Genomic DNA, 25,460 nt, shown 5'->3' with positions numbered 1-25,460 from the left:
CGAAATGCGCCTTCGAGTTCATGCGCGGCCGCGAATTCATACTGGTCTGGTTGACCTCGCAGGCGTATCCGATCGAAGTTTTTGCGGGGTGGGATTTTCCATATCCGGCCCCTGCACGAGCTGGTGCATCGAAGACGCGAAAAATATCCGATTGAACGGCATTTCGCATCTAGACCACCTCGCGCTCAACGACATTGAAAGAGTCGTAAACGACCTAAAAGCAATGACCGTAAAAGGTTTTTCGGCGACGCTAGAGCGCAGCCCGCCGCAGCATGTAGGTCTGGGGACGAAAACTTCTCTTTTGCTCTCATTAATCGCTGCCATCAACAGACTAAAGGATCTCAGCCTTTCTGACGCCGAAATTCAACAAATGTCTGGTAGAGGGGGCGCCTCCGGCATCGGAATCAATCTATTCTTCTGCGGCGGTGTAGTGTGGGACGGCGGACACGCTACGACAGACAACTTGATCTTTGTCCCGTCAAGTACAGCCAGCGCGACCGAACTTCCGCCATTGATAGCGCGATGGTCCTTCCCAGATCATTGGACCGTTGGATTGGTCTTGCCTGACAACCCAACATTTTTCGGCGAAAAAGAAGCATCTTTCTTTAAAGAAAAAACTCCCCTGCCTAGCGATCAAGTTCTACTTACGATGTCAGCCGTATATCATGGAGTTATTCCAGCGTTTGCGACGGCTAATCTCAGCTTAATGAAAGGCGCTTTGGAAAGAGTCCATTCGACAGGCCTAAAACGCGAAGAACTGCGCGCGCAAACGGAAAAAACCATTGATACCTTTCGAAGGTTTCAGTCGCTTCCCCGAATTGCGTCCGGTCTGAGCAGTCTAGGTCCGCTGATATACTGCATCTTCGACAGACGCGACTCCGAAAGTCGGGAAGCATTGGAAAATTTGGCTCGACTGACCGGCAGTAAATTCTTGGGCGTGTTTTCCGGTTGCAATTCGGGCTTCGAGGTTGAAGCAGCATGAAACGCCCTCGCCCTCACTACGGAAATGCATTCGAGTACGATCGCATTCTGAATGTGTTTTTCTATACTTCGAACACTGAGAAGCTTCTTCAGGCTCGCTTATTATTCATGAGGCACGGCTACGAATTGAAACATTTTCGAGGGAAAAAAGAGCCATACGACGAAGAGTACCAATTAGGAACCGTCGGCCTACTCAATCAGGCCATCGAACAAGTCAAGGCCGAGTTTGGTGTCCGTTCGATATTCTTTGTTGAAGACACGTCGGTGAGGATTGAGGCGTTAAGCGCTACTGGCGATTTTCCGGGTCCAGCCGTGAAGGAATGGTTCTCACAGGCAACCTTTGACGCCGTGGATAGACAACTGCGGGATGCAGGAAATGACCGTAGGGCTAAGGTCAATTCGGACATAGCTCTCTACATGCCGACACTTCAATCTCCTGTATTGTTTCATGGAGAGACAATCGGCAAAATTGCAAGCACGCCCCCCTCATTTCAAGGGTCGGTTCAATATCCGTGGCTAACTCCTGAAACCTTCAATGGCTGGATCATTCCAGACGGTTCAACAAAACGCCTTGGCGAGATGGAATTTGAAGAGTCTCTGGATTACGACTTTCGTGCAAAGGCCTTAAAGGAACTTCTCGCCGCGCTGGAGCACTTTAATGCCGCAATAAATTTACGACCTAACTTTTATACGACACGCAGATCTGTGGATCTACAACCCGGACAGTTATCGCTCATCCCGGAGCCATCTCGAACCGTAGTCCTTGTGGTGGGAGCTAGGTGCTCGGGAAAAACGACTTTTAGCGACTATATGGCAAACTATGAATCCGTGAGGGTATACGAAGCCAGTACTGTACTTCGTGGCATAGCCGAGGAAGTTGGAGTAATTCCGAGCAACTCAGACGAGGCTCTAGACTTTCTAGGTGAAGTCGGCTGGGACTCGGTGGCCCGCAGAATTGCAGACTATATTGACAAGGACGATTCTAGGCTGAGTGTTGTCTCTGGTCTAAGAACGCCCGAAGAGTTACTCTTCTTAAAACGTAGGTTTCCAGCTGCACGCATCGTATTGATAGACGCGGACCAACGAATAAGATTCGAGCGACACATTCGTCGCGCGCGCGACAGCACTCTCACCGACATGAGAGCTTTTTCGCGAGAAGATGAAAAACAAAAGGAATTTGGAACTCTACGGATTGCCAACGACATTGCCGAAATCACAATTATAAATGACGGAACACGCAACCAATACAGTAAGAAAATTGAAGAGGCCCTAGATTTAATTTCAGGAGCTCCCGAGAAGCTACGACTTCAATCAAGCAAATCGCTAAGCGAATTGCACAGAAGTTTGAAAGCCCTTTTGACAATTGGCATCGCGGCAACCTGCGAGGAAATCGCCGAATTAACAGCTAAGCTTGGATCACCTGTTCGAAAGTACAATACTAATCGCGCCTTGAAGGCAGTTCCAGAGTTTGCGAGTCGCCTCGAACAGAAAGGTGAACGGCTCAGATATCAGCCTACAAATAGATCTCTCAGTTTATTGCGCCTGCTGGATTTACTGACTGGCTAGCACCAGAAAATCATCGCTGGCTCCACGACAAAGCGATCCGAGAAGGGCCCAAGCCGCTGATTCGCCTGTCTAGGTGGTGTGGACTCTAAGGATTCCCTTTTAGGAGCAAATCAGATTCAAGGCTTCTTTTTGGGAGGCGGCCTTGGGTGTGATGGATCGGTTGGTTTTGAGCGATGCGGCTTGGGAGCGGATGGCGCCTCTGATTATAGGTCGGCCTGACCAGAAAGGCTCCACCGGGCGCGACAACCGGATGTTCGTGGAAGGTGTGCTGTGGATCGTGCGGACGGGCTCTCCCTGGCGTGATCTTCCGGAAGCGTTCGGGGATTGGAACAGCGTGTTCCGGCGCTTCAGTCGATGGAGCATCAAGGGTGTTTGGTGGCGGATCTTCGAGGCGATGTCCGACGACCCGGATTTCGAATATCTGATCGTCGATTCCACCGTCGTCCGGGCGCATCAGCACGCTGCCGGGGCGAAAAAAGGGGGTCTGAAGATCAGGCGCTTGGCCGCTCGCGCGGCGGCCTGAGCACCAAGATACATCTGGCCGTTCGCGGCCTGGGATGTCCGGTGCGCTTCACGCTTACCGCAGGTCAGAAGGGCGATGCACCGCAAGCCGCCGCATTGATCGAGGGATTGCCCGCCGAGATCGTTATGGCCGATACAGCCTATGACGCCGATCATTTGCGCGAAGCCATCGCCGCCAAGGGAGCGCTCGCCGTCATCCCCAACAACCCGTCACGCGCGCTCAAATATCCGCTCGACAAACATCTCTATGCCCAGCGCCATCTTGTCGAATGCTGCTTCTCCAAGCTCAAGCAATTCCGCCGCGTCGCCACCCGCTTCGAAAAGACCGCTCGAAATTACCTTGCCGTCATCACTCTCGCAGCCATCATCTTATGGATGCGATAAGTGTCCACACCACCTAGCCCCTCTTTCAAAAATATTTTCGTTTCCACCTGACCCAAATCATATCCATAAGCCGCGCCGTCCTGTCCCGCAGGAGGGGCGTGTCGCGATCGTCACGGACGTTGGGCACAGGATGCGGTGGACGCGGCAGCGTCGGGCGCGCGAGGTGATTGCGGGGCGGGTCTGACGACCCGTGAGCGATCAATAGCGCGCGGACGAACGGCGCGTACGCGGACGGTGAAGCCGTGTGGTCCTGGCACCCGTTGCTGGTGTCAAATTGGCGGAGGGTAAGTCGGCCCAACCGGGATGCGACAACCCTTAATCCGTCGGTGACGGTGACAAGACGAATTCGTCACCGGGGAGAGCGCGGAATAAGCCGTTAAAACCATTGCGCAGGGAATGCCGGGTGTTCCGGTGAACCTGTGGTGACTACCGTGTGCTACCTACACTTCGCACACGGGCTGCGGGTGCAGCGGGCACCCGGCGTTTCCTGCGCCCTCTGTTTTCGGGGCAAGAGATGCATGCACAACTCGGGCGCACTCCGCTGCGAGATCGTGAAGCCGTATCTCAGAGCGATGTGGCTGTTTGAAATGTGAAGTTGGTAGGCGAAGGACGTCCAATGCGCACGTAGGGATAGACGGCCGCGCCGGCGCAGGCCCGGAATCCCTGGTCGCCGTCGTGGTTATGGATTCCGGGCTCGCGCTTTTAACGCACCCTCAGATGCGCAATCGCGCATCGGGGAATGACGGCGTGGGGTGCCGCGCACTTACCCCGACCGCCTGTGGCTGGTGTTCTGCGTCAGATTGCCGTGCGCGGCCTGTTCGCGAATGTTGTGTTTCTCGTCGTCGCGATGGCCCTTGGTGGTGTCGAGCGGGACGCTGGGCGCGCTGCCGGGGCCCTTGTGACACTGGTTATCCTGCGGAACGGGCCTGATTGACTTCATCGACGATCTTGTCATCGTTCGTCTCCGTTACTCGACGAGGAAAAACGCGGGTAGCGCTCCGAAAACGTCGTGCCTTACATCTTCTCCTGCCCGGCGGGCGGCTGACCCTGGCCCTGCTGTTGCCGCTCCTGCTCCTTGGCGTGATGGCGGCCGTAGAGGCATCCGGCGGCGGCGCCGAGAAAACCGTGATGCCCGGCATAGTGGCCGGCGACGCCGCCGACCACGGCGCCCTTGATGCATCCCTTGGCATCGGCCGAATTCGCGGCCAACGTCAGCGCGGCGACGGCGAGCAAGGTGGCGATCGTTTTCATGGCGATAAAATCCTCTTTAAGACGGCTTTCCAAATGCGACCTGTCGGGATAATCGCGCATCCGCGATCCGGTTCCTTCCCCTAGGACGTAAGGATGGTCTGACACTGTTCAAGACCGCAAATACGATCGCAGTAGCGAGGGAAAACCTCACGTCTGGAGCCTCAGTTCAGCTTCCTGCCGCCGTCGGTCACGCCATCGAGAAACGCCCCCGCCTCGCGGTTGAGAAATTCCACGTCCGCCGGATTGAACCCGCCGGCCGAGGCGTGGCCGGCCACGGTGCCGGGGTTGATCGTCATCAGCTTGACGTCGGCGATGTTCTTCGCCGCTTCCTTTGGCTCGAATTCCGGGTTGAGCAGATCCTTGGTGCCGGTCAGGATCAGCGTCTTCGCCTTGATCGAGGCCAGCGCCTTCGCGGTGTCGCCGTTGAAGCCAGGCGTGGTGCCGACGTCGTGCCGCTCATAGGCCCAGGTCTGATAGATCCAGTCGTTGGCGTCGAACGCTTTCATCGCGGCGCTCTCCTGCTCGGCCATCCAGGGCAGCGCATCCATGCCGTTCTTGAACTGGGCCGAGTACATGTCCGGCGTGCGCGCGGCCAGCAGGTTGAGAATATCGCGCCACAGCCGCACGCCCTTCTCCGGCGGCGTGTCGTAATTGCCGTCCTTCCAGGCGGCGTCTTCCATGATCGCCTTACGCGAAGCTTCCAGCACCGCGACGGTCCAGCCCGGCGTCTTCGACAGCGGCACGATCGCGACCAGCGCATCCATGTAGTCGGGATGGCTGACGCCCCATTGCAGGGTCTGCATGCCGCCCATCGACGGGCCGATCACCGCCACGACGTGGTCGATGCCGAATTTTTCCCTGAGCAGCCGGTATTGCGATTCCACCATGTCGCGGATCACGAATTTCGGAAATTGCATGCGCGGCTGCAGCTTGGAATTGCTCGGCGAAGTCGTCAGCCCGTTGGCGATCGCGTCGGTGCAGATAATGAAATATTTGTCGGGGTCGAGCGCCTTGCCCGGCCCGATCATGAAGTCGAGCCGGTGGTGATTGCCGGAGATCGCCGTCACCATCAAAATGGCGTTGGATTTGTTTGCATTGAGCGTGCCGTGGGTGACGTAGGAAATCGAGAAATCCTTGATCGCCTCGCCGCTCTCCAGCTTGAGATCGCCTTCGTTGTAGAGCTGGTGTGGCGGCTGCTGCGGCGTATGCGCCGCGGCCGGCAGCGACAGCAAAAGACCGGCGGCAACGAGAGGCGCGATGCGTTTCATGGTTCTCCCCATCATCAATGTCGTGGAGGGTCTTTGACGGGCGCCCTCCTCGCTTCGACGATACGGGCCCACGCGATAGCTGTGAAGCGCCTGCCATGCCGCGATCGGAAGATTTGCTGGACATAATGAGTGGAATAAAATGGGCGGCTTGCGGTTTTCGCCGGCGCACCAACGTCTGCTGTTTGGAGGTCTCGCCCCGAAGTCAAGGCGGACATCAACAGCTATCGCGGGTACACGTATCGGTTGCACCTCCGCGCAGACACAAAACTACATCGTTTTGCCAATTGATCCCTTGGCAATTCCATTCAGAATGGCCACTGCGAGTCGGGCAAGAGGCTGGCGGAGAGCGAAATGGTCGAAAATCCTCACCGGCAAAGCGTGCTGAATTTTCTCGATGCATTCTATTCCGGCGACATCGAAGCAGCGACAGAGTACTGCGACGAGGAACTCGACAGCGTCACCCATGCGCCGATCGATCTGTTTCCGCATCTCGGACAGAAGTACGGGCGGGCCTGGGTCGGGGAAGCGATCCGCACCCAGCAGGCGCGTTATTCCAGCCGGAAGTGCGAGGTCAAATTCATCGCCGCTGAAGGCGACAAGGTTGCGACCATGCAGCTCCTGAGTCTGCGCAAGCGTAACGACGACCGCATGGTTCTTCTCGAGACGGCGGAATTCTTTACGATGCGCGGCGGGCGCATCTTCATCCACCGCTCGTTCTTCGATACATTCGATTTCGTCCAGCAATTGCTCGGTCAGGACCTGACGGATTCATTCGCAGCGAGCGTGCGCGACACCATGCAGCGATGAGCTGATCGCGACGCCGCCCGGCCCATCGATTTATTTCGCGCGATTTATTTCGCGCCGCGTTGAACCTTGCTGCGCCTGCCGCGACTAACCATGAGGTCCGCAGGCACCCGTAGAAAATGCAGTTATGAAAATCGCGTTGCTGGCGCTGCTGGGTCTGGTGCTGGGAGCGTTGGGTGGAGCAGCCCTCGGTATCGGCGCGGGCCTCGCCTGGACCGAAATCTTCAAAACCAGCGATTTGAAAGGCTATAGCGGCATGCTGGTGTTCTTCACCTTTATGCCGCTCGGCGCGGTGATCGGCGGGTTAGGTGGCGCGACGTTGTTCGGCGTGATGGCGTTTCGCGACACCAAAATCGCTATCGAGCGCGAGTCAACGCGCCGGCACGACAGCTAAATTTCGCTCGCATTTGTGCAATGCAAAATTGCAGATTGCATTTTAGTTAATGGCCCTTATGTGACGCCTCAACAATGAAGTGCAGCATCCGGGCACGGCGTCGCAAATGACGCGCGTCACAGCCGTTTGCTTCTTTCCAAATCAGGTTCAGGAATATTGCATCATGACAGAGCATAGTCTCTGGCGTTTTTCACGCGCGTTGCATCGCGCGATCAACGAACGCCAGTACGCGGACCTCGAGGCCTTGATCGACGAGGATGTGGACTGGTCGATTTATGGCCCGATCGACATGTTTCCTTTTCTAGGCGCACGCCACGGCAAGGCGTCCGTGCTCGATGTCATTAAGCGGATCGCCGACAGCGTCCGCGTTCACCGCTTCGATCGCGAACAGATCCTGCTCGGCGTCGACTCGGCGGCATCGATGATGCGCTATTCATTGACCGCGCTCGACTCGAACAAACCAATCAGCCTGCGGCTGGCTCAGTTCGCGCAATTCAAGGCCGGCCGGCTCTCCAGCATCCGGGTTCTCATCGACACGTTCGATCTGGTGGAGCAGGCGCTCGGGCGTCCGATCCATCTGCCGCGGATGGCGTCCTGAGATCGCGGCGAAGCGATCCGGAGGAAAGCGTGGATCGAATCACCGCTGCGCCCGATCGCGATGACGTGAATCCTAGCTGGCCTCATTCGCCACAATTTTGTACCACAGCAAACGCATCTTGAACTCATTCGGCATGTGAGCCGGATCAGGGCTGGGGTTTATGACTTCCACGATACGATACGGCTGGACGAGGCTGCCTGTTGTTGTGGCCGGCTTCAGCCTGGTGTGGGCGCTATCGGCGGCCGCCCAGACCGTCCCCTCCACAGCCGAACCCGACGCCGCCGCGGCGGAAGCGGTGGGTCCGGGCGTGGATGCCAATGACGACGATATGAAGGACATCGACGTCGACAAGCTGGACTGGAGCCAGCTCAATGTCGATGCGTCCACGCTGACCATCCACCCGGCATCGAAGGGACGACCGGCGTCACAGGCCTCGACCGGCACCGACATGTCATGGTCATCGAACGACAATCCGAATGGCTCATCGGCCGTTTCGGTCAAGGAGTCGCTGTCGAGTTTTCTGAACACGCAGGTCGGCGCCGATATGACCGTCACGCGACAGCCGCAGACGCTGACGGAATCGCAGCTATTATCGGAGAAGCTCGCCAACGGCGGCAGCCTGCCGCAATCTTCCGGCACGGCATGGGCAACGATCACGGCGCCCGGTGTTGGTTCAATCTGGGACAAGACCGCGGTCGAAGCGCGGGTCGATCCCGCGGAGGACCAAAGCAAGCTCGGCACGTCGTTAAGCAAATCGCTGCCTCTGAACGAGCAATACTCGCTTACGCTGGAGAACGGTTACAACGTCGTCGAGCAGGGTGTCGTGCCCGGAGGCGCCATCATCGGACGTCCGATCCGGAACTATGAAACCGAACAATCGGCGAAATTGAGCATCGCCGAGACCGGCACCAGCTTTACCGCCGGCCAGTCGCTGTCATCGACCGATGACAAATGGCTGCGCAAGATCGGCGCCGAGCAGAAATTGTTCGGCGGCGTCAGCGTGACCGGCTCGATCGGCGAAACCCCGCTCGGCGCGGCCAATAAAAGTCTTACCGCCGGATACAAGCAAAGCTGGTAGCAGCGGCGCACGCAGCGTGCCTCGCGAAAGATCGAGCATTGCCGCATATTGGCCCCGATGCGGTCAAAATCGACAGCCCAGATGGCCCCACTTAGAATCTTCTAGAATCTTCGTCGTGCGGGGGACATCCGCGCTCGCTCAAAGCGAAACAGGGGAATAGCCGATGAATGCGACCACCCGTCCTGAGAAAGTTGAATCAACTGAAGAGGACAGCAATCTCAATCTCGCCGCGGTTTCGGAAGTCGAAGCCGGCATCCGGGATTTCGTGCGCAATGACATCGCCTATCTGCGTCGCCCGGCGCCGGGCATGGTGAGCACGCCGGAGCAGACGGTGCTCGAGCCGACACATGAAGCGACCGTCAATAACGTCAACTCGCTGATCCAACGCGTCGCCGGCACGTCGCTGTCGGAAATCGAAAATCTGATTTCTGAACTCGAAAGCCTGCGTGAGCTGCTGCACGCCGAAGGCCAGCGGGTACAGCGCGAGATTTCCGGCTACGCCCAGCTTAGCCAGGCCGCGATGAAATCGACGCGGATGATCTCCGATAATGTGATGCAGTGGAAGCGCACCGCGGAAGGGCTGCGCAACAGCTGATCCCTCCGTCTTAAGTTCTCGACGACCGCCGTTTCCCTCCGGGAGGCGGCGGTTTTGTTTTGGAGGCGCCTTTGAAAACGCGATGACACCGATTTGAACTTATCCGGCCCAAGCCGCGACCAAGGCCTGACAGCAGCGCGCGGCAAGAGATCAGGCTGCAAGATCGGGCTGCAGGACCCGTTGGGGGGATAAATCTCGATGAAAACCATAAGGCCTGACAATGCCGACCCGATCCCGTTGCGGGATTCGACGCCCAGGATGGGCACCATCATGATCCGGTTCGTCGGATTGCTGGTTCTCGCCGTCGTTATTCTGGCTCTGGTCTGGAGCCGCTAACGCGACGTATGGTTAGCGAAGGGTGACTTCTTCGCTCGCGCTCGGCGCGGCTTCCAGCGAATAGGCACCGTCGGCGTAGCCCTTCACCACCATGCCGGTGGTCAGCATCACCGCCAGCGTGACGGTTGCAAAGATAAAGCCGACAAATTTCAAGCTGCCGTGGTCCACCATCATCGTTCCCCTGTGCCGTCCCCACACGTTTCCGACTATGGCAGGCACAAAGTTCAAAATGCGTTAGCAAAAAAATCGTTCCGCAAAATCTTCAAGGACAATGAAAAGGCGATCCGGTAACCCTAGCAATCCGGTAACCATGTTGCAGATTGCTTTTACCGCGCATCACTGATGGTCGCCTGCTTCAGGCGCCGCTATTCCGCCGCGGCACAAAGGCGGTTGCCAGCAGCGAGAACACCAGCTCGCCACGCTGATTGGTCCCGCTGTTGCGGCCCTGCACGATGCCCCATTCGGGGCGCTTCTCCGACGACCGCAGCGACTCGATCTCGCTGGCATAGCTGATGGTATCGCCCGCCAGCACCGGCTTGATCCAACGCAGTTCACGAAACCCCGGCGACGGTCCCCAGACCGCAACCTTCTCGCCGCGCGCAGCCGCTTCCTTTGCCTGACGCTGGCCGTCGGCCACCAGCAGCTTCATGTAGACCGATCCAACGTGCCAGCCCGACGCCGCCAACCCGCCGAACAGCGATCGGCGTCCAGCCTCTTCATCGAGATGAAAGGGCTGCGGATCGAACTGCGCGGCAAACTTCTTGATCAACTCGGCGGTGAAGGTAAACGACCCCAGTTCACGCCGTTGTCCGATCGCAATGTCCTCGAAGAAACGCATCAGGCCGATTGCTCCGACGCGGCCACCGCGCGCCGCCTCACGATGATCGGCGAGACCATCTCGCATAATGCCTGACCGGCTGCGTTGCGGATGACACCTTTGAAGGTCACGATGCCGGTCTCGGGCCGGCTGCGGGACACCCGCGCCTCTGTCACATCGACATCGAGCGTCAGATCGTCTCCGGGCCGAAACGGCGCCAGCCAGCGCAATTCATTGATTCCGGGCGATCCCAGCGACGCGGTGCGGCCGATAAAGCCATCAAACATCATCCGCATCATGACCGAACCGAGATGCCAGCCCGAACCGGACAAGCCCTTCAGCATCGAGTGCTTCGCAGCCTCCTCGTCGAGATGCATCGGCTGCGGATCGAACTCGGCAGCAAACGCGAGCATCTCCTCGCGCGTGACATGGCGCGGCCCGAACGTGCCGAGATGACCGGGCTTAAAATCTTCGAAGGTGAGCGTCATGGGTTGGGGACGGCTGGATGGAGGCCCGATTGTGGCCGCTATTTGCGGCAATCTCAAGCCGCCCATGGGCACGGCTTGCCCTCTGCGGGCACGCACCGCCTTTCGGTGCTCGCACCTGACTTGCCCGCAGCAGCATTCGGAGCTAGGCCCTGTGCCGTCAGGAGCCAGATTAGACGCGAATCATATTCGACTTTCCGGGGGGAGAACGAACGATGTTTGATTTTCAGGACCTGTTCCAGTGGGATCGTTTCATCACGCCGACGATCATCAAGACCTTCTACTGGCTGGTCATCGCACTGATCGTGCTGTTTGGCATCTCCGGAATTTTCTCGGGCCTGGCGATGATGGCGATCAGCCCGTTCGGCGGATTTATCGTGCTGCTTTACTCGATCGCCAGCGTGATCGTCGGCATCATCTTTTCGCGCATCGTCGCGGAATTTGTGCTGATCGTGTTTCGCATCAACGAGCATCTCGGTGCGATCCGCGACCAGGGACAGGGGCATTAAGGCAGATGCGCGACCGATCGCTTCCGCATCACTGCGGGCGCAAGCGAAGCGATCGAGGATCGCGACGAAGACCGGGTCGCTCCGCTCCCCGCAATGACGGTGATTGACGCCGGACCTGTCCGCAAAGCGCGTATCAGGTATTGAACCTGAAATGCATGACATCGCCATCGGCGACGACATATTCCTTGCCTTCCAGCCGCAACTTGCCGGCATCGCGCGCGCCCGCTTCGCCACCGAGCGCGACGTAATCGGCGTAGGCGATGGTTTCAGCGCGAATGAAGCCCTTTTCGAAATCGGTGTGGATCACCCCGGCAGCGGCCGGCGCCTTGGTGCCGCGGTTGATGGTCCAGGCCCGCGCTTCCTTGGGGCCGACGGTGAAATAGGTGATGAGATCGAGCAATTGATAGCCGGCGCGGATCAGGCGATCGAGGCCGGCTTCCTCCAGGCCCAGCGTATCGAGAAACTCGGCGCGCTCCTCGCGCGACAATGTCGCGATCTCGGATTCGATCTTGGCCGATATCGCGACCGCGACCGCGCCCTCTTTCTTGGCGTGTTCGAACACCTGTTTTGAAAAACTGTTGCCATCCTTGGCAGCACTTTCCTCGACATTGCAGACGTAGAGCACCGGCTTCGAGGTCAGCAAGCCGAGCATGCTAAAGGCGCGCTCTTCTTCCGGCTTGCGGTCGAGAAACCGCGCCGGCTTGCCGTCGCGCAACAGCACCAGCGCACGGTTGACGAGGTCGAGCTGCTCCTTGGCGTCCTTGTCGTTGCCCTTGGCCTTCTTGGTCAGATTGTCGACACGCTTTTCCAGGCTGTCGAGATCGGCGAGCATCAGTTCGGTCTCGATGGTTTCGATGTCGGCCAAGGGCGCGATCTTGCCTTCGACATGGGTGATGTCGGAATCCTCAAAGCAGCGCACCACATGGGCTACCGCATCGACCTCGCGGATGGTGGCGAGAAACTGATTGCCGAGGCCCTCGCCCTTCGAGGCGCCGCGCACTAGGCCCGCGATATCGACAAAGGTCAGCCGCGTCGGGATGATCTGCGCCGACTTTGCAGTCGCGGAGAGCTTGTCGAGCCTGATATCAGGCACCGCGACCTCGCCCACATTCGGCTCGATGGTGCAGAACGGATAATTCGCCGCCTGGGCGGCCGCTGTCTCGGTCAGCGCATTGAACAGGGTCGATTTGCCGACGTTGGGCAATCCGACGATACCGCATTTGAATCCCATCGTGCTTTTCCGGTCCTTCGCGCGATCACGTACGAGCGAGTTGATCTATGGCTATCTTACGCGGACATCAGGCGCGAAGCGCCGTCTTCCCATCTAGCGTCCCGCTCATCCATCTTTCTCGACGGATGGATCGCCGGATCAAGTCCGGATATGACGAGACGTGCTTATTCCTTGCCTTCGTCTTCCTTGTCGAAAAATCCCTTCGCCTGCATCGCCAGATGGACCTTGTTCTGGAAGGTCGAATCGCGAGCCGTCACCAGCAATCCGGCGTTGTCGGCAACCGCTTCGCAGAGCGCCTCGACCCAGGGACGGTCGCTCTTGGCGAAATCTGACAGCACATGGCCGTGCACCAATTCCTTGACGCCGGGATGACCGATCCCGAGCCGGACCCGGCGATAATCATTGCCGATATGGGCCGAGATCGAACGCAGACCGTTGTGGCCGGCGATGCCGCCGCCGATCTTGATGCGCACCTTGCCCGGCGGCAGTTCGAGCTCATCCTGAAACACGGTGATCTCGCTGATGCCGAGCTTGAAGAAGCTTGCCGCTTCCTGCACCGCGTGCCCCGACTCGTTCATGAAGGTCGTGGGGCGGAGCAGCACCACCCGCTCGCCATCAAGCGTGCCTTCGGCGGTCTCGCCCTGAAAACGACGGCGCCATGGTGCGAAACCATGACGCCGCGCGATCTCATCAACGGCCATGAAGCCGATATTGTGCCGGTTATGCGCGTATTTCGCGCCGGGATTGCCGAGACCGACAAAGAGCAGCATGACGCGGCATCCCGCGCTAGCGCGCGATCAGCAAAAGTGGTCGCCGGTTTTGCGTCCGATCGCGCGCCAACTTATGAATTGGCACATGATCTTTCGCCAAACCGCTCACACTTTGGCGGATCATGCGCTTTACTTCTTCTTGTCGCCACCACCGGCGGGCGCCTTGGCGCCCGCTGCGGGAGCAGCGCCCGCGGCAGGTGCAGCGGCAGCCGCGCCTGCGGCCGGAGCAGCACCGGGTGCCGCAGCAGCGGGACCGGCAGCCGCGGCGGCGGCCGCAGCCTTCTGCTCTTCGGCGTAACCCGACGGCGGTACAATGGTCACCAGCGTCGCATCTTCGCGCGACAGCGCCTTCACGCCGGCCGGCAGCTTGATATCGGACAGATGCAGCGAGTGGCTGATCTCCAGGGTGCTGACGTCAGCTTCGACGAATTGCGGAATGTTATCGACCGAGCATTCCAGATCGAGGGTATGGGTGACGATGTTGACGGTACCGCCGCGCTTCACGCCGGGAGCGGCTTCCGCGTTCTGGATGTGTAGGGGCACGCTGACGCGGATGGTGGCGCCTTCGCCGAGCCGCATGAAATCAACATGGATCGGAAAATCGCGCACGGGATCGAGATGGAAGTCGCGCGGTATCACGCGGTGCTTCTTGCCCTCCAGATCGATGTCGTAAATCGTGGTGAGGAACCGGCCGGCCAGAATGCGCTGGCGCAGTTCGGCATCGTCGACCGAGATGGTCACGGGGGGCTGGTTGTTGCCATAGATCACTCCGGGTACTTTCCCGGCGCGACGCTCTGCCCGGGCGGCCCCCTTGCCGCTCTTCGGACGTGCGGTCGCCTTCAATTCCTTGACGGTCGCCATTGTCTTAAGTCCTTGTTTTCTAAAAAGTTAAAGGCCGCATCGCGGCCCATTTACGGTCCACAGCAAGCCTCCAGGGGTGCGGGGGCTGCGGACGTGCCGGGGTTCTAGCCCCAAAGTCCGAAAATGACAAGGAAATGCGGGGATTTTCTCGTCCCTTCCTTACCCTCCCTTGGGGAGGGTAAGACGCCCTACCCGTCCGTCTTCATGCTGCCGCCATTCGGCGAAGCCCCGAGCTTGGCCTCCAGCGCGGCGATCCGCGTCTTTAGCGCCTCGTTTTCCTCGCGCGCCAGCCGCGCCATGTCCTTGACCGCCTCGAATTCCTCACGCTTGACGATATCGAGGTCGCGCAGGATTTTTTCGGCCTGATTGCGAACCACCGTATCAACCTCGCGCTTGACGCCCTGGGCGGCGCCGGCGGCATCATTCATCAGACGTCCGATCTCATCGAAAAACCGATTGCTGGTCTGGGTCATCTGGAACGCTCCGGTCGCTGCAAATTGATCGCTACGCCGAGACAATGGCGATCCGGAGGCCCCGGTTCAAGGCCGGCGTGACGCCCGTTTGCCTTGTCATGCTCCAGTTTCCTTGCAATCGTATTCAACGCCCACCGTCAAATCAGAATCACAAAACATAAAGAAACGCCCATGATCGACCAGCAAATCGACATTCCCACCAAGGACGGCAAAACCACCACTTTTATCACCCACCCCGAGCGCGGCGGCCCGTTTCCCGTCATCATCTTTTACATGGACGCACCGGCGATCCGCGAGGAACTGCGCGACATGGCCCGGCGGCTTGGTACGTCAGGCTATTATGTGATGCTGCCCAATATGTATTACCGCTCCGGCGCGATGGAGCTCGGGCCAATCAATCCCGATCCGAATTCACCCGAACGCAAGCGCATGTTCGAACTGATGAACTCGATCGACATTCCCCTGGTGATGGAGGATACAAAAGCACTGCTCGCTTACGCCGACGGCCAGGCCGCCGCGCGCACCGACATTGTCGGCACCGTCGGCTACTGCATGAGCGGCCGATATGCCGTTAACGCCGCGACCCATTTTCCCGGGCGGGTCAAGGCGGCCGCCTCGATCTACGGAACGCATCTCGCCACCGATCAACCCGATAGTCCGCATCTTGCCGCGCAAAAGACCAAGGCCGAACTATATTTCGGTTGCGCCGAGACGGATATCTACGCGCCGATGGAAATCATCGAGAAAGTCAGACAGGGAATGAAAGGCGCCAGTGCCGAGGTCGAGATTTATCCGGGCACCCATCACGGCTTCGCTTTTCCGAAACGGCCGGTGTATGATCGCGACGCGGCGGAACGGCATTGGGAGCGGCTGCTGGCGCTCTATCGCCGCAACCTCTCAGCGTAAGATTCCGACGACTCGATGCCCTTCCTCACCATCGCCTTTCCGGTCTTCAACCCGATCGCTATTTCGATCGGACCGTTCGCGATCCGCTGGTATGCGCTGGCCTATATCGCCGGCATCGTGCTGGGATGGATCTACGCGCGCGCGCTGATCAAGAACGACAAATTATGGGGCGGGCCGGCGCCGATCACGCTGCTGCAGATGGACGATTTCATCCTGTGGGTCACGATTGGAATCATCCTCGGCGGCCGCACCGGCTACGTGCTGTTCTACAATCTGCCGTTCTTCATCCAGAATCCCGCCGAGATTTTCGAACTGTGGAAGGGCGGCATGTCGTTTCACGGCGGCTTTCTGGGCTGCGTGGCCGCTGTGATCTGGTTTGCGCGAAAGAACGACGTCCCGATCCTGTCGCTCGGCGATATCACCACCGCGGTCGGGCCGATCGGGCTATTTCTAGGGCGTATCGCCAACTTCATCAACAGCGAGCTGTGGGGCCGGCCGGCGGACCCCAGCCTGCCCTGGGCGATGGTATTTCCCAATGGCGGGCCGCTGCCGCGCCATCCCAGCCAGCTCTACGAGGCGGGGCTTGAAGGGATCGTGCTGTTCACGATCCTGGCCGTGATGATCCGTATGGGCGCGTTGAAGCGGCCGGGCCTGATCCTCGGCAGCTTCATCACGTTCTACGCACTTGCCCGCATCACCGGCGAGTTCTTCAGGGAGCCCGACCCCCAGCTCGGATTTTTGTGGGGCGGACTGACCATGGGTATGCTGCTCTCGGTGCCGATGGTTATTGCGGGAGCGATCATTATTGTGATGGCATGGCGCGGTAAATTTCCGAAGCACGTGCCCGGTTCCGATCAAGGCAGGCCGTGACTGATTTTTCACCGCTGCAGTCCGAGCTCAAGAAGCTGATCACATCGTCCGGACCGATGCCGGTCTGGCGGTACATGGAGATGTGCCTGACGCATCCCGAACATGGCTATTACGTCTCGCGCGATCCGCTCGGGCGCGAAGGTGATTTTACCACCGCGCCCGAAGTCAGCCAGATGTTCGGCGAACTGCTGGGGCTGTGGGCCGCCTCGGTCTGGAAGGCGATCGGATCGCCGTCGGTGTTCCGGCTGATCGAACTCGGACCCGGCCGCGGCACCATGATGGCGGATGCGTTGCGCGCGCTGCGCGTGCTGCCGCCGCTGTATCAGGCGCTGAGCATCCACCTCGTCGAGATCAATCCGGTGCTGCGCGAAAAGCAGAAGGCGACGCTATCGAACGTGCGCAACTTGGCCTGGCACAAGCACATCGACGAGGTGCCGAACGGTCCCGGGGTTATCCTCGCCAACGAATATTTCGATGTGCTGCCGATCCACCAGATGGTGAAGCGCGAGACAGGCTGGCACGAGCGCACGGTCGAACTCGACAGCCACGGCAAGCTGGTGTTCGGCGCCGCGCCTGAGCCGACCCCGCGCTTCGAGGTGCTGCTGCCGCCGCTGGTCCGCGCCGCACCGGTCGGCGCGGTGTTCGAATGGCGGCCCGATGCCGAGATCATGAGGCTCGCAACCCGCGTGCGTGAACAGAACGGCGCGGCGCTGATCATCGACTATGGCCATTTGCGCAGCGATGCCGGCGATACGTTTCAAGCCATCGCCCACCACCATTTCACCGATCCGTTGCAGAATCCGGGCGAGGCCGATGTCACTGCCCATGTCGATTTCCAGGCGCTGGTGCGCGCCGCCGAAGATCTGGGCGCGCGCGTTCACGGTCCGGTGCCGCAGGGAGATTTTCTCAAACGCCTCGGCATCGAAACCCGGGCCGTCGGCCTGATGGCGAAGGCCACGCCGGAGGTTTCCGAGGACATCTCGGGCGCGCTGAAACGGCTGGTCGGCGGCGGCCGCGGCGGCATGGGCTCGATGTTCAAGGTGCTGGCGATTTCGGAGCCCCACCTCATCTCACTGGCGGGTTTTGCCGACGAAGAGCCGGCCGAGAAAGACCAGCCCGAATGACGCTCACTTCGCCGCTGCTCTCAGCCGTTCCCGGCCTGCGCCACGCTTTCTTCTCACGTGAAGGTGGCGTTTCTGGCGGAATCTATGCGGGGCTGAATGCCGGCATCGGCTCGAAGGACGATCCCGCGCACGTCGCCGAAAATCGCCGCCGGATGGCAGAACGAATGGGCGTTGCGCCCACGCATTTTCTCACCGTGCATCAGACCCATTCGCCCGACGTCGTGGTGGCGACTGCGCCATGGAGCGCAGCATCGCGACCGCGCGCCGACGCCATCGTCACCCGCATCGAGGGGCTTTCGATCGGCGCCAGCGCGGCCGATTGCGGACCGATCCTGCTGGTCGATCCGAACGCCCGCGTGATCGGTGCCGCGCATGCCGGCTGGAAGGGCGCGCTGTCGGGCATCCTGGAATCCACTGTCGAAGCGATGGAAAAACTCGGCGCCGAGCGTGACGGCATGATCGCCGCCATCGGCCCCCTGATCCGCCAGCAGAGCTACGAGGTGGGCGGCGAATTCGTCGAGCGGTTCATCGAAGCTGACGCCGAAAATGCGCTGTTTTTCATTCCGTCGATGCGCGACGGTCATTCGATGTTCGACCTTGCCGGCTTCATCCGGATGCGGCTCGAGAACGCTGGCATCCCGATGATCGACGATGTCGGAATCGACACCTATTCCGACGAGCGCTTCTACAGCTACCGCCGCTCGGTGCATCGCAAGGAGCCGGACTACGGCCGGCATGTTCACGCCATCGCGCTGGAAGCCTGATCTCGGCGCAACTGTGTCAACTCAGAGCAAATTCCGTTGCCGGGGGGAGTTGCCTTAATCCCGGTTAACCTTTGTGATGCCGCTGCCCTAGACCTTAATGCATTTTAACGATATCGCTCGGGGCATGAGGGATGCGTCATTAACTCTATCCCGGGCCAACCGGATGGCGGCGCGCGCGATGATTGCCGCGACGTTTCTGGCGATCGCCTGTGCGCTCGGCGGTTGTGCCAACAGCGGGGCCATCAACAACTCCTACGCGATGGCCGGCGGCAGCGGGCCAACCGTGGCCTTTGAATCGATCGACGGGCCGCCGCCGCAGGTGTTCGACCGGATGGTGGGCGTATTGGACAGCGAATCGAAGCTTCGCAACCTGTCCATCGTGTCCCGCGAAGGGCAGGCGTCGTACCGCGTCCGCAGCTACCTTGCCGCCGAGGTCAACCATGGCCGGACCATGATCGCATGGGTCTGGGACGTCTATGATGCCAACCAGCAGCGGGCGCTGCGCCTCAGCGGCGAAGAGGCGGCCGGCAAGGCCGGACGCGATGCCTGGGCCGCGGCCGACGATCTGGTGTTGCGGAAAATCGCGCAAGCCGGGTTCAGCGGCCTCAGCGCCATGGTCAATGGCACGGCGCCGGCCGATGAGCCGCCGCCCGCCGCCGCCCCCGACAAAGGCAGCCCCGCGGTCGCGGGTGTGGAGCAGGCCTCGCCATCTTCGGATGAATCCAGCGCCGGCACCCTTAGCTACGCCGCCCGTTGAGACCTGAATTAGCCCTCCATTACCGATTTTACGCAGGAAAACCGGTGGGATGGGTTGCCAGCCGAGCCACGTCCTTGATATCACCTCGCTCGTCGAAGGCGCCGGTTCCGTGGGTATCCCGATATGCTGAACATCGTATCCAACAAGGCGCGAGGAGAGGCGTCGATGTCAGCTAAAAACGGCTCCATCAAGCTGGTCGCCGGCAATTCCAATCCGGCACTGGCGCAGGAAATCGCCAACTGGCTGAAAGTGCCTCTGACCAAGGCCGTCGTCCGCCGCTTCGCGGACATGGAAATCTTCGTCGAAATCCAGGAAAACGTCCGCGGCTCCGACGTCTTCATCATCCAGTCCACGTCATTCCCGGCCAACGACCATCTGATGGAGCTGTTGATCATCACCGATGCGCTGCGCCGGGCCTCCGCGCGCCGCATCACGGCGGTGATCCCCTATTTCGGCTATGCCCGGCAGGACCGCAAGGTCGGTTCGCGCTCGCCGATTTCCGCCAAACTGGTGGCCAACTTGATCACCCATGCCGGTGTCGATCGCGTCATGACGCTCGATCTGCACGCAGGGCAGATCCAGGGCTTCTTCGATATTCCGACCGACAATCTCTATGCTTCGCCGGTGATGGTGCGCGACATCAAGGAGCGCTTCGACCTCGCCAACGTCATGGTGGTATCGCCTGACGTCGGCGGCGTGGTGCGCGCGCGCGGGCTTGCCAAACGCATCAACACGCCGCTGGCCATCATCGACAAACGCCGCGAACGCGCCGGCGAATCCGAGGTCATGAACGTGATCGGCGATGCCGCCGGATATACCTGCATCCTGGTCGACGACATGGTGGATTCCGGCGGCACGCTGGTGAACGCCGCCGACGCGCTGATCGCCAACGGCGCCAAGGACGTCTACGCCTACATCTCCCATGGCGTGCTGTCGGGCGGGGCCGCGGCCCGCATCATCGGCTCCCGGCTGAAGGAACTGGTGATCACCGATTCGATCCAGCCGACCGAGGCCGTGATCAAGGCGCCCAACATCCGCACGCTCTCGATCGCCGGATTGATCGGGGAAGCGATCGGCCGCACGGCGGCCGAAGAGTCGGTGTCGAGTTTGTTCGACTAATCTCTCACCGTCGTCCCCGCGAGAGCGGGCCCCATACGCTGCGGCCTCTCGATTCTTCGCGCGGTGGCTGACGGCTTCTGCTCAAACGAACACCTGTGGTTATGGGCCCTGCGTTCGCAGGGACGACGTATGGGTTAGTGCGTGTGCAGATTCACATTTCAAACAGCGAACACAGCTTCGCGATCTCGCGCAGGTTTCGCGCGAGTTTTGCCATCAACGTTCCGCCCTTCCGAAAATGAGGGCGCAGGGAATGCCGGGCGCTCGATGCGCCCGCAGCCTTGCGTGCAAAAATAAAAAAGCACGCAAGCAAGTCACCACGGTCACACCGGAAAACACCCGGCATTCCCCGCGCAATGGTTTTAACGGTTTCCTTCGTGCTCTCCCCGGTGACCGGGCTCGTTTGCCACCGTCATCGGCGGAATGGCTTCCACCAACTTGACGCCAGCGTCGGGGCGTCAGGACCACACGACTTCGCCGTCCGCAAGTCTGCGCTCTCGTCAGCAGCGCCACCCGCGTCCACCGCATCCCGCACCTACGTCCGTGACGATCGCGAACGCCCCTCTGGTTGGGGCGGGACGGCGAGGGATAAGAAGTGATTTGGGTCAGCGGAGAAGGGGAATATTTTTTTAGCGAGGACTGGATGGCGCAAATCAGTTTGAAATGGTTCAAGAAATTGGACAGGGCGCGCGAGCGTGAAAGCGAGCATTTGTACGAGTTGGGAGGGCGGATTACGCCTCCAGCACAACCCACCTCACCACGCCGAAGTCCGCTTAAGGCACGGGCTACGCGAACGCACGGTTTTACCGCGAACTAGACAGGCCATGTCTCAGCAAGGAAGACAGTATCGGGGTCTTCCCCAATTTCCTTGACTACATTCTGAAACTCTTCCGGACTCAAGGCTAGAAATTTGCCCGACGGTTTGAGGAGCGGCGCTCCGCCACCTCCTTCGGCAATCGCTTCCGTTTCATTTTGAGAACGGCGGCTAGGCAGAGACGCAATCTCGTTCCAGCCTTCCGATCGCCCCGCGCTACTATTGCTTACATTTTATATTACATTCAACCCCAAGAGGTTCCGTCTTGGGCTGAAGTTCTGATGTGGGTTATGCCGGAGAATAAGCGTAGCCCGGATGAGCGAAGCGACATCCAGGATTGGCTAAATTATTTTGGTCCCCGCATATCGCTTCGCTCATGCGGGCTACCCGCTCCGATCCAACGAAGCGGCGTGGCGGAAGGTACTCGGATTAAGATGGCAAAGTTGATGGCCCCGGATCAGCAGCGCGCTGCGCTCATCCGGGCTGCGTTTGCTGCCGCATCCCCACGTCATTGCGAGCAAAGCGAAGTAATCCATCGCGCGGCAAGGGAAGTATGGATTGCTTCGTCGCTTACGCTCCTCGCAATGACGGTTGCTAAGCCGCGCCGGTCAGCTTGCCGAACCAACCCTTGGGCGCCGCTCCCGCTTGAGCCTCTGCAGCCCCGCCCACCACCGCCCCGAACGAGGCAAAGAACTCGCCGGCCAATTTCCTCGCCGTGGAATCGATCAATCGTCCCCCGAGTTGCGCCAGCTTGCCGCCGATCTGCGCATCGACCGCGTAATGCAGGATCGTGACCTCAGGGCTTTCGGATTCCAGACGCACGGTCGCACCGCCTTTGGCAAAACCGGCAACGCCGCCGGACCCCTCGCCCGAGATGCGATAGCTGTTCGGCGGGTCGAGATCGGACAGCGTCACCTTGCCGCCGAATGTCGCCTTCACGGGACCTACCTTGAACACCACAGTTGCGGTCATCTCATTGGGCGTGGACATATCGAGCGACTGACAGCCGGGAATGCACTGCTTTAAAACTTCGGGATCATTGAGCGCCGCCCACACCTTTTGCTTGGATGCCGGGATTTTCTGGCTGTCGTTCATTTGCATTGCTGGATTCCTAACTGCTGGTCGCTTGCGAAGAGAGGCGCTGTCCGCGGCGGCGCTCGATGGTGATCTCGGCGAGGATCGACATCGCGATTTCCTCCGGCGTGATGGCGCCGAGATCGAGACCCGCCGGCGCCTTGACGCGATCGAGCGCCTCCGGGGCGAGGCCAGCGGCGATGAGCTTCTCGCGCAGCGCCACCATCTTGCGGCGGCTGCCGACGAAGGCGTGATAAGCGGCATCGATCGCGACCGCCGCCCGCAACGCGACCTCGTCGCCCTTGCCCTGGGTCGAGATCACGATGAAACGCCTGGCCTGATGCAGCTCGCCCAGTGCATAGCCGTCGACCAGCGTGTCGGCATCGGGCACGACCAAAAGATCGCCAGCGGGAGCGGCAAGCGTGACGTGATACCCCAATTGCCGGGCCTGTCCGGCCAGCGACATCGCGACCGGGCTCGCGCCAAAGATGATCAGCGACGGATGCGGCAGCACCGGTTCGACGAAAATATCCATGGTGCCCTTGCTCGGGCACATGTTGCTGGCGAAACGAATGCCGTCGCGATTGTCGCCGGCCTTGACGCCGAGCTCGGCGAGCATGTCTTCCGGCTGCACCGACACCATGCGCGGTTCGCCATCGGCCAGCGCCTCGCGCGCCGCCTTCAGGACCGCGCCACGCGCGCAGCCGCCGCCGATCCAGCCCGCCACGATCGTCCCATCCGGCCGGATGATCGCCTTGGCGCCGGCCTTGGCTGCCGTCACCGACACCGTGCGCACCACGGTCGCCAGCACGAACGCCTGCTCCGCGGCTTTCATCTGCGCGACGAGATCCATTACTTCGACATGAGCGGTCATCGGTCGCCCCATCAGAGCTTCGCCAGATAAGGTTCGAGCGCGGTCAGGCTTTTGAGCGTATTGGCCGGCGCATAGAGATCGACATGCGGCAGCGCCGCCTTGATGCCGGCCGCAACGGGGGTGTAGCCCTCCCACGCCATCATCGGATTGAGCCAGACGATGCGGCGGCAGCGCCGGCCAAGCGCTGCCATTTCGCGGCCAAGCAGCGCGGCGTCGCCGGTCTCGTAGCCGTCGGACACGATCATCACGCAGGTGCGGGAATGGATCACGCGCGCCGCATGCCAACGGTTGAAAGTCTGCAGGCTCTCGCCGATCCTGGTGCCGCCGCCCGCACCATGCGCCATGATCGACAGCCGATCGAGCGCGCGCGCCGCATCCTTTTCCTTCATCGCGTCGGACACATGCGCAAGCCGGGTGTGGAACAGGAACGCCTCGGCCTGCCTGAATTCATCCAGCACGCCGTGAATGAAGCGAAGGAAGACGCCGGTGTACATGCTCATCGAGCCGGAGGCATCGAGCAGCATGACGAGACGCAGCGGCTTTTCCTTGCGCTGGCGTTTGACCAGGCTGATCGGGACACCGCCATGGCTGATATTGCTGTGAATGGTCCGGCGCAAATCGAGCCGGTAACCGCGGCGTCGCGCCAGATCGCGGCGGGTCAGCCGCGTCCGCATGGCCCGCGCTAACCGCGCTGCCGCCATATGCGCTTCTTCGATCTGCCCGGGCTCGGCCATTTTCCGGAAATCGACCTCGGCAAGATTGGAGGCCACGGAGGCGCCCTCCATCCGACCCTCGCCGTCACGCTCGCCGGGCGCGTCGGCGGCGGACGGGATCTGGTCCATCGCCGTGTCACTGCCGCTGCGTTGCTCTGGATGATTGTTCGGCAGGCCCTTCAAGGAGGGATTGTTGGCCGACTTGGCCGAGCCTGATGTCATCGATCGCGACCGCACCCGCTTGCCGAGCCAGAACGCGTCGAACAGCCCGTCGAATTTTTCCCAGTCGGATTTGCGCGCCGAGAACAGATGCTTGAACGCGGAACGCAACAAGCCGGGCTTTTCGGCATAGCCCCCTGCCATCAAGGCGGCAGCGTCGCGGCCTTCCTGCAGGCCGACCGCAAAGGCGTTGTCGCGCAGGGTCTTGAGAAACGCCGCGAGCTTTGCCGAGACCAGCCGCGAGACCTCGTCGATTTCGTCATATCCCGGGCTGTTGCCGCAGCAGCTCATGCGACCTTCCCCAGCAACCGTTGCGTGACCTCGCGCGTCACCCGTGACTTGTCCTCATGCGTCTTGAGCAGACACATCATGGTTTCATGCACCGTCTCCGGCGCGTCGTGCAGGTCGCGCACGTCGATGCCGACCAGCGCCGCCGCCCAGTCCAGCGTCTCGGCGACACCCGGGACCTTGCGCAGCTCTTCCTTGCGAATGCCTTCGACCATGCGTGCGATCTGCAGCGACAGCGAGGCGCTGGCGCCTGATATCCGCGCCATGATGATGCGCGCCTCGCGATCGGTGTCGGGATAATCGACATAGTGATAGAGGCAGCGGCGGCGCAGCGCATCGGAGAGTTCGCGGGTGCCGTTCGAGGTCAGAACGACGTGCGGAATCGTAATGGCGGAAATCGTGCCCAGTTCAGGAATCGAGACCTGAAAGTCAGACAGGAGTTCGAGCAGGAACGCCTCGAACTCATCGTCGGCACGATCGATTTCGTCGATCAGCAGCACCGGCGGCTTATCGCGGCGGATCGCGGCCAGCAGCGGCCGCTCCAGCAGATATTTCTCGGAGAAGATCTGGTCCTCGACCGCGTCCGCGTTCTCGCCGCGATGCGCCTGGATCGACAGCAATTGCCGCTGGTAATTCCATTCGTACAGCGCGGCCGATTGATCCAGCCCCTCGTAGCATTGCAAGCGGATCAGTTCGGTCGCGTGCACGGACGCCAGCGCCTTGGCGACTTCGGTTTTGCCGACGCCGGCTTCGCCTTCCAGCAACAACGGCCGCTTGAGCAGTTGCATCATCGAGATCGCAGTCGACAGCTCACCGTCAGCAATGTAGCCGCTTGCCGCCAGGGCTTGCGCTATCTCGTTACGGTCTTTCATCTTCTATCAAACCTTCAGTCATTCCGGGGCGTCGCGGCAGCGACGAACCCAGGTACGCAATTGCGTACCTGAGAATCTCGAGATTCCCCGATGCGCAATTGCGCATCTGAGGTCTGGTGCTTGCGCGCCATCCCGAAATGACGGCA

General features: G+C 60.3%; 31 protein-coding genes. 16 read left to right on the top strand and 15 right to left on the bottom strand.

Annotation, left to right across the window (positions count from 1 at the left end; genetic code table 11):
- The first annotated feature begins 4 nt into the window (after positions 1 to 4).
- From BLV09_RS31400 to BLV09_RS31390, 3 genes are all read left to right on the top strand, one after another.
- Complete coding sequence (locus BLV09_RS31400) at positions 5 to 982, top strand: beta-ribofuranosylaminobenzene 5'-phosphate synthase family protein (protein ID WP_146690162.1); 978 nt, start codon at positions 5 to 7, stop codon at positions 980 to 982.
- Positions 979 to 2,547: a non-canonical purine NTP pyrophosphatase gene (locus tag BLV09_RS31395; RefSeq protein WP_146690161.1), complete on the top strand. Its 1,569-nt coding sequence runs from the start codon at positions 979 to 981 to the stop codon at positions 2,545 to 2,547. Before BLV09_RS31400 ends, BLV09_RS31395 begins: the two co-directional genes overlap by 4 nt.
- 142 nt (positions 2,548 to 2,689) lie before the next feature.
- Positions 2,690 to 3,453 (top strand): IS5 family transposase gene (locus BLV09_RS31390; RefSeq protein WP_146686312.1). Its coding sequence is split into 2 segments (ribosomal slippage): positions 2,690 to 3,025 and positions 3,028 to 3,453, totalling 762 coding nucleotides; the frame shifts between segments, so codons are not numbered across the junction.
- Positions 3,454 to 4,216: 763 nt separating this feature from the next.
- Here BLV09_RS31390 and BLV09_RS31385 read toward each other — a convergent pair.
- The 3 genes from BLV09_RS31385 to BLV09_RS31375 all read right to left on the bottom strand — a co-directional run bounded on the left by BLV09_RS31385 (position 4,217) and on the right by BLV09_RS31375 (position 5,972).
- Positions 4,217 to 4,408, bottom strand: a complete 192-nt coding sequence (locus BLV09_RS31385; protein WP_100386097.1) for a hypothetical protein — start codon at positions 4,406 to 4,408, stop codon at positions 4,217 to 4,219.
- Between the two features lie 59 nt (positions 4,409 to 4,467).
- Positions 4,468 to 4,704 (bottom strand): hypothetical protein, encoded by a 237-nt coding sequence (locus BLV09_RS31380; protein ID WP_100387483.1) that lies wholly within the window; start codon positions 4,702 to 4,704, stop codon positions 4,468 to 4,470.
- 161 nt (positions 4,705 to 4,865) lie between these two features.
- Complete coding sequence (locus BLV09_RS31375; protein WP_146690160.1) at positions 4,866 to 5,972, bottom strand: alpha/beta fold hydrolase; 1,107 nt, start codon at positions 5,970 to 5,972, stop codon at positions 4,866 to 4,868.
- Between the two features lie 351 nt (positions 5,973 to 6,323).
- Here BLV09_RS31375 and BLV09_RS31370 point away from each other — a divergent pair, with 351 nt between their 5' ends.
- From BLV09_RS31370 to BLV09_RS37545, 6 genes are all read left to right on the top strand, one after another.
- On the top strand, positions 6,324 to 6,779 hold the full coding sequence (locus BLV09_RS31370; RefSeq protein ID WP_146690159.1) for a nuclear transport factor 2 family protein: 456 nt from the start codon (positions 6,324 to 6,326) through the stop codon (positions 6,777 to 6,779).
- Between the two features lie 124 nt (positions 6,780 to 6,903).
- Complete coding sequence (locus BLV09_RS31365) at positions 6,904 to 7,170, top strand: hypothetical protein (RefSeq protein ID WP_146690158.1); 267 nt, start codon at positions 6,904 to 6,906, stop codon at positions 7,168 to 7,170.
- A gap of 163 nt (positions 7,171 to 7,333) precedes the next feature.
- Entirely contained in the window at positions 7,334 to 7,768 is a 435-nt protein-coding gene (locus tag BLV09_RS31360) for a nuclear transport factor 2 family protein (RefSeq protein ID WP_100387482.1), read from the top strand.
- A 160-nt stretch (positions 7,769 to 7,928) separates the two neighbouring features.
- Entirely contained in the window at positions 7,929 to 8,846 is a 918-nt protein-coding gene (locus BLV09_RS31355; protein ID WP_146690157.1) for a hypothetical protein, read from the top strand.
- Between the two features lie 163 nt (positions 8,847 to 9,009).
- On the top strand, positions 9,010 to 9,441 hold the full coding sequence (locus tag BLV09_RS31350) for a hypothetical protein (RefSeq protein WP_100386092.1): 432 nt from the start codon (positions 9,010 to 9,012) through the stop codon (positions 9,439 to 9,441).
- A gap of 198 nt (positions 9,442 to 9,639) precedes the next feature.
- Positions 9,640 to 9,777 (top strand): hypothetical protein, encoded by a 138-nt coding sequence (locus BLV09_RS37545; RefSeq protein ID WP_167558938.1) that lies wholly within the window; start codon positions 9,640 to 9,642, stop codon positions 9,775 to 9,777.
- A gap of 12 nt (positions 9,778 to 9,789) precedes the next feature.
- Here the strand turns inward: BLV09_RS37545 and BLV09_RS37540 are convergent, their stop codons facing one another.
- The 3 genes from BLV09_RS37540 to BLV09_RS31340 form a co-directional block, all read right to left on the bottom strand.
- The gene (locus BLV09_RS37540) at positions 9,790 to 9,951 is read right to left on the bottom strand and encodes a hypothetical protein (RefSeq protein ID WP_167558566.1); all 162 of its coding nucleotides are present in this window, start codon (positions 9,949 to 9,951) and stop codon (positions 9,790 to 9,792) included.
- A 181-nt stretch (positions 9,952 to 10,132) separates the two neighbouring features.
- Entirely contained in the window at positions 10,133 to 10,615 is a 483-nt protein-coding gene (locus BLV09_RS31345; protein WP_100386091.1) for a MaoC family dehydratase, read from the bottom strand.
- Positions 10,615 to 11,082: a MaoC family dehydratase gene (locus BLV09_RS31340; RefSeq protein ID WP_146690156.1), complete on the bottom strand. Its 468-nt coding sequence runs from the start codon at positions 11,080 to 11,082 to the stop codon at positions 10,615 to 10,617. The genes BLV09_RS31345 and BLV09_RS31340 overlap by 1 nt, the downstream gene beginning before the upstream one ends.
- Before the next feature lie 212 nt (positions 11,083 to 11,294).
- Between BLV09_RS31340 and BLV09_RS31335 the strand changes: the two genes are divergently transcribed.
- Positions 11,295 to 11,588 carry a DUF4282 domain-containing protein gene (locus BLV09_RS31335; protein ID WP_100386089.1) on the top strand — a complete coding sequence of 98 codons (294 nt, stop codon included), beginning with the start codon at positions 11,295 to 11,297 and terminating at the stop codon, positions 11,586 to 11,588.
- Between the two features lie 133 nt (positions 11,589 to 11,721).
- On the opposite strand, the gene ychF is transcribed toward BLV09_RS31335, so the two are convergent.
- The 4 genes from ychF to BLV09_RS31315 form a co-directional block, all read right to left on the bottom strand.
- The gene (ychF, locus tag BLV09_RS31330; RefSeq protein WP_146690155.1) at positions 11,722 to 12,819 is read right to left on the bottom strand and encodes a redox-regulated ATPase YchF; all 1,098 of its coding nucleotides are present in this window, start codon (positions 12,817 to 12,819) and stop codon (positions 11,722 to 11,724) included.
- Positions 12,820 to 12,983: 164 nt separating this feature from the next.
- On the bottom strand, positions 12,984 to 13,589 hold the full coding sequence (gene pth, locus BLV09_RS31325; RefSeq protein ID WP_146690154.1) for an aminoacyl-tRNA hydrolase: 606 nt from the start codon (positions 13,587 to 13,589) through the stop codon (positions 12,984 to 12,986).
- 129 nt (positions 13,590 to 13,718) lie between these two features.
- Positions 13,719 to 14,450: a 50S ribosomal protein L25/general stress protein Ctc gene (locus BLV09_RS31320; protein WP_100386086.1), complete on the bottom strand. Its 732-nt coding sequence runs from the start codon at positions 14,448 to 14,450 to the stop codon at positions 13,719 to 13,721.
- Positions 14,451 to 14,638: 188 nt separating this feature from the next.
- A complete protein-coding gene (locus BLV09_RS31315; protein WP_100386085.1) occupies positions 14,639 to 14,923 on the bottom strand; it encodes an accessory factor UbiK family protein in 285 nt (94 codons plus the stop codon).
- A 171-nt stretch (positions 14,924 to 15,094) separates the two neighbouring features.
- On the opposite strand from BLV09_RS31315, the gene BLV09_RS31310 reads away from it, so the two are divergent.
- The 6 genes from BLV09_RS31310 (at position 15,095) to BLV09_RS31285 (ending at position 20,463) form a co-directional block, all read left to right on the top strand.
- Complete coding sequence (locus BLV09_RS31310; RefSeq protein WP_146690153.1) at positions 15,095 to 15,829, top strand: dienelactone hydrolase family protein; 735 nt, start codon at positions 15,095 to 15,097, stop codon at positions 15,827 to 15,829.
- A 15-nt stretch (positions 15,830 to 15,844) separates the two neighbouring features.
- Complete coding sequence (lgt, locus tag BLV09_RS31305) at positions 15,845 to 16,699, top strand: prolipoprotein diacylglyceryl transferase (protein WP_100386083.1); 855 nt, start codon at positions 15,845 to 15,847, stop codon at positions 16,697 to 16,699.
- Positions 16,700 to 16,755: 56 nt separating this feature from the next.
- On the top strand, positions 16,756 to 17,823 hold the full coding sequence (locus BLV09_RS31300) for a class I SAM-dependent methyltransferase (protein ID WP_433994454.1): 1,068 nt from the start codon (positions 16,756 to 16,758) through the stop codon (positions 17,821 to 17,823).
- The gene (gene pgeF, locus BLV09_RS31295; protein WP_146690151.1) at positions 17,820 to 18,587 is read left to right on the top strand and encodes a peptidoglycan editing factor PgeF; all 768 of its coding nucleotides are present in this window, start codon (positions 17,820 to 17,822) and stop codon (positions 18,585 to 18,587) included. The genes BLV09_RS31300 and pgeF overlap by 4 nt, the downstream gene beginning before the upstream one ends.
- Positions 18,588 to 18,711: 124 nt before the next feature.
- The gene (locus BLV09_RS31290) at positions 18,712 to 19,344 is read left to right on the top strand and encodes a hypothetical protein (protein ID WP_146690150.1); all 633 of its coding nucleotides are present in this window, start codon (positions 18,712 to 18,714) and stop codon (positions 19,342 to 19,344) included.
- Between the two features lie 165 nt (positions 19,345 to 19,509).
- Complete coding sequence (locus BLV09_RS31285; protein WP_100387481.1) at positions 19,510 to 20,463, top strand: ribose-phosphate pyrophosphokinase; 954 nt, start codon at positions 19,510 to 19,512, stop codon at positions 20,461 to 20,463.
- A gap of 151 nt (positions 20,464 to 20,614) precedes the next feature.
- On the opposite strand, the gene BLV09_RS37535 is transcribed toward BLV09_RS31285, so the two are convergent.
- The 5 genes from BLV09_RS37535 to BLV09_RS31265 form a co-directional block, all read right to left on the bottom strand.
- Positions 20,615 to 20,806 (bottom strand): hypothetical protein, encoded by a 192-nt coding sequence (locus BLV09_RS37535; protein WP_167558937.1) that lies wholly within the window; start codon positions 20,804 to 20,806, stop codon positions 20,615 to 20,617.
- Positions 20,807 to 21,868: 1,062 nt separating this feature from the next.
- Positions 21,869 to 22,375 (bottom strand): SRPBCC family protein, encoded by a 507-nt coding sequence (locus BLV09_RS31280; RefSeq protein WP_146690149.1) that lies wholly within the window; start codon positions 22,373 to 22,375, stop codon positions 21,869 to 21,871.
- Positions 22,376 to 22,385: 10 nt separating this feature from the next.
- Complete coding sequence (locus tag BLV09_RS31275) at positions 22,386 to 23,222, bottom strand: XdhC family protein (protein WP_100387480.1); 837 nt, start codon at positions 23,220 to 23,222, stop codon at positions 22,386 to 22,388.
- A gap of 11 nt (positions 23,223 to 23,233) precedes the next feature.
- Positions 23,234 to 24,445 carry a vWA domain-containing protein gene (locus tag BLV09_RS31270; protein ID WP_146690148.1) on the bottom strand — a complete coding sequence of 404 codons (1,212 nt, stop codon included), beginning with the start codon at positions 24,443 to 24,445 and terminating at the stop codon, positions 23,234 to 23,236.
- Positions 24,442 to 25,314 carry an AAA family ATPase gene (locus BLV09_RS31265; protein ID WP_146690147.1) on the bottom strand — a complete coding sequence of 291 codons (873 nt, stop codon included), beginning with the start codon at positions 25,312 to 25,314 and terminating at the stop codon, positions 24,442 to 24,444. The genes BLV09_RS31270 and BLV09_RS31265 overlap by 4 nt, the downstream gene beginning before the upstream one ends.
- Positions 25,315 to 25,460 lie beyond the last annotated feature (146 nt).

It is taken from the genome of Bradyrhizobium canariense, from assembly GCF_900105125.1.
Classification (GTDB): domain Bacteria; phylum Pseudomonadota; class Alphaproteobacteria; order Rhizobiales; family Xanthobacteraceae; genus Bradyrhizobium; species Bradyrhizobium canariense_A.
Note: the sequence above shows the minus strand (reverse complement) of the source record. Positions and strands in the feature narration are given on the sequence as shown.

Coding starts and splice junctions, on each gene's coding strand:
- BLV09_RS31300 (WP_433994454.1), top strand. CDS start 16,756: ATGCCGGTCTGGCGGTACATGGAGATGTGCCTGACGCATCCCGAACAT.
- BLV09_RS31355 (WP_146690157.1), top strand. CDS start 7,929: ATGACTTCCACGATACGATACGGCTGGACGAGGCTGCCTGTTGTTGTG.
- BLV09_RS31375 (WP_146690160.1), bottom strand. CDS start 5,972: ATGAAACGCATCGCGCCTCTCGTTGCCGCCGGTCTTTTGCTGTCGCTG.
- BLV09_RS37540 (WP_167558566.1), bottom strand. CDS start 9,951: ATGATGGTGGACCACGGCAGCTTGAAATTTGTCGGCTTTATCTTTGCA.
- BLV09_RS31360 (WP_100387482.1), top strand. CDS start 7,334: ATGACAGAGCATAGTCTCTGGCGTTTTTCACGCGCGTTGCATCGCGCG.
- BLV09_RS31380 (WP_100387483.1), bottom strand. CDS start 4,704: ATGAAAACGATCGCCACCTTGCTCGCCGTCGCCGCGCTGACGTTGGCC.
- BLV09_RS31310 (WP_146690153.1), top strand. CDS start 15,095: ATGATCGACCAGCAAATCGACATTCCCACCAAGGACGGCAAAACCACC.
- BLV09_RS31395 (WP_146690161.1), top strand. CDS start 979: ATGAAACGCCCTCGCCCTCACTACGGAAATGCATTCGAGTACGATCGC.
- BLV09_RS31350 (WP_100386092.1), top strand. CDS start 9,010: ATGAATGCGACCACCCGTCCTGAGAAAGTTGAATCAACTGAAGAGGAC.
- lgt (WP_100386083.1), top strand. CDS start 15,845: ATGCCCTTCCTCACCATCGCCTTTCCGGTCTTCAACCCGATCGCTATT.
- BLV09_RS31335 (WP_100386089.1), top strand. CDS start 11,295: ATGTTTGATTTTCAGGACCTGTTCCAGTGGGATCGTTTCATCACGCCG.
- pth (WP_146690154.1), bottom strand. CDS start 13,589: ATGCTGCTCTTTGTCGGTCTCGGCAATCCCGGCGCGAAATACGCGCAT.
- BLV09_RS31290 (WP_146690150.1), top strand. CDS start 18,712: ATGAGGGATGCGTCATTAACTCTATCCCGGGCCAACCGGATGGCGGCG.
- BLV09_RS37545 (WP_167558938.1), top strand. CDS start 9,640: ATGAAAACCATAAGGCCTGACAATGCCGACCCGATCCCGTTGCGGGAT.
- BLV09_RS31345 (WP_100386091.1), bottom strand. CDS start 10,615: ATGCGTTTCTTCGAGGACATTGCGATCGGACAACGGCGTGAACTGGGG.
- BLV09_RS31275 (WP_100387480.1), bottom strand. CDS start 23,222: ATGACCGCTCATGTCGAAGTAATGGATCTCGTCGCGCAGATGAAAGCC.
- BLV09_RS31265 (WP_146690147.1), bottom strand. CDS start 25,314: ATGAAAGACCGTAACGAGATAGCGCAAGCCCTGGCGGCAAGCGGCTAC.
- BLV09_RS31340 (WP_146690156.1), bottom strand. CDS start 11,082: ATGACGCTCACCTTCGAAGATTTTAAGCCCGGTCATCTCGGCACGTTC.
- BLV09_RS37535 (WP_167558937.1), bottom strand. CDS start 20,806: ATGCCGGGTGTTTTCCGGTGTGACCGTGGTGACTTGCTTGCGTGCTTT.
- ychF (WP_146690155.1), bottom strand. CDS start 12,819: ATGGGATTCAAATGCGGTATCGTCGGATTGCCCAACGTCGGCAAATCG.
- BLV09_RS31270 (WP_146690148.1), bottom strand. CDS start 24,445: ATGAGCTGCTGCGGCAACAGCCCGGGATATGACGAAATCGACGAGGTC.
- BLV09_RS31315 (WP_100386085.1), bottom strand. CDS start 14,923: ATGACCCAGACCAGCAATCGGTTTTTCGATGAGATCGGACGTCTGATG.
- BLV09_RS31385 (WP_100386097.1), bottom strand. CDS start 4,408: ATGACAAGATCGTCGATGAAGTCAATCAGGCCCGTTCCGCAGGATAAC.
- BLV09_RS31370 (WP_146690159.1), top strand. CDS start 6,324: ATGGTCGAAAATCCTCACCGGCAAAGCGTGCTGAATTTTCTCGATGCA.
- BLV09_RS31365 (WP_146690158.1), top strand. CDS start 6,904: ATGAAAATCGCGTTGCTGGCGCTGCTGGGTCTGGTGCTGGGAGCGTTG.
- BLV09_RS31280 (WP_146690149.1), bottom strand. CDS start 22,375: ATGCAAATGAACGACAGCCAGAAAATCCCGGCATCCAAGCAAAAGGTG.
- BLV09_RS31400 (WP_146690162.1), top strand. CDS start 5: ATGCGCCTTCGAGTTCATGCGCGGCCGCGAATTCATACTGGTCTGGTT.
- pgeF (WP_146690151.1), top strand. CDS start 17,820: ATGACGCTCACTTCGCCGCTGCTCTCAGCCGTTCCCGGCCTGCGCCAC.
- BLV09_RS31320 (WP_100386086.1), bottom strand. CDS start 14,450: ATGGCGACCGTCAAGGAATTGAAGGCGACCGCACGTCCGAAGAGCGGC.
- BLV09_RS31285 (WP_100387481.1), top strand. CDS start 19,510: ATGTCAGCTAAAAACGGCTCCATCAAGCTGGTCGCCGGCAATTCCAAT.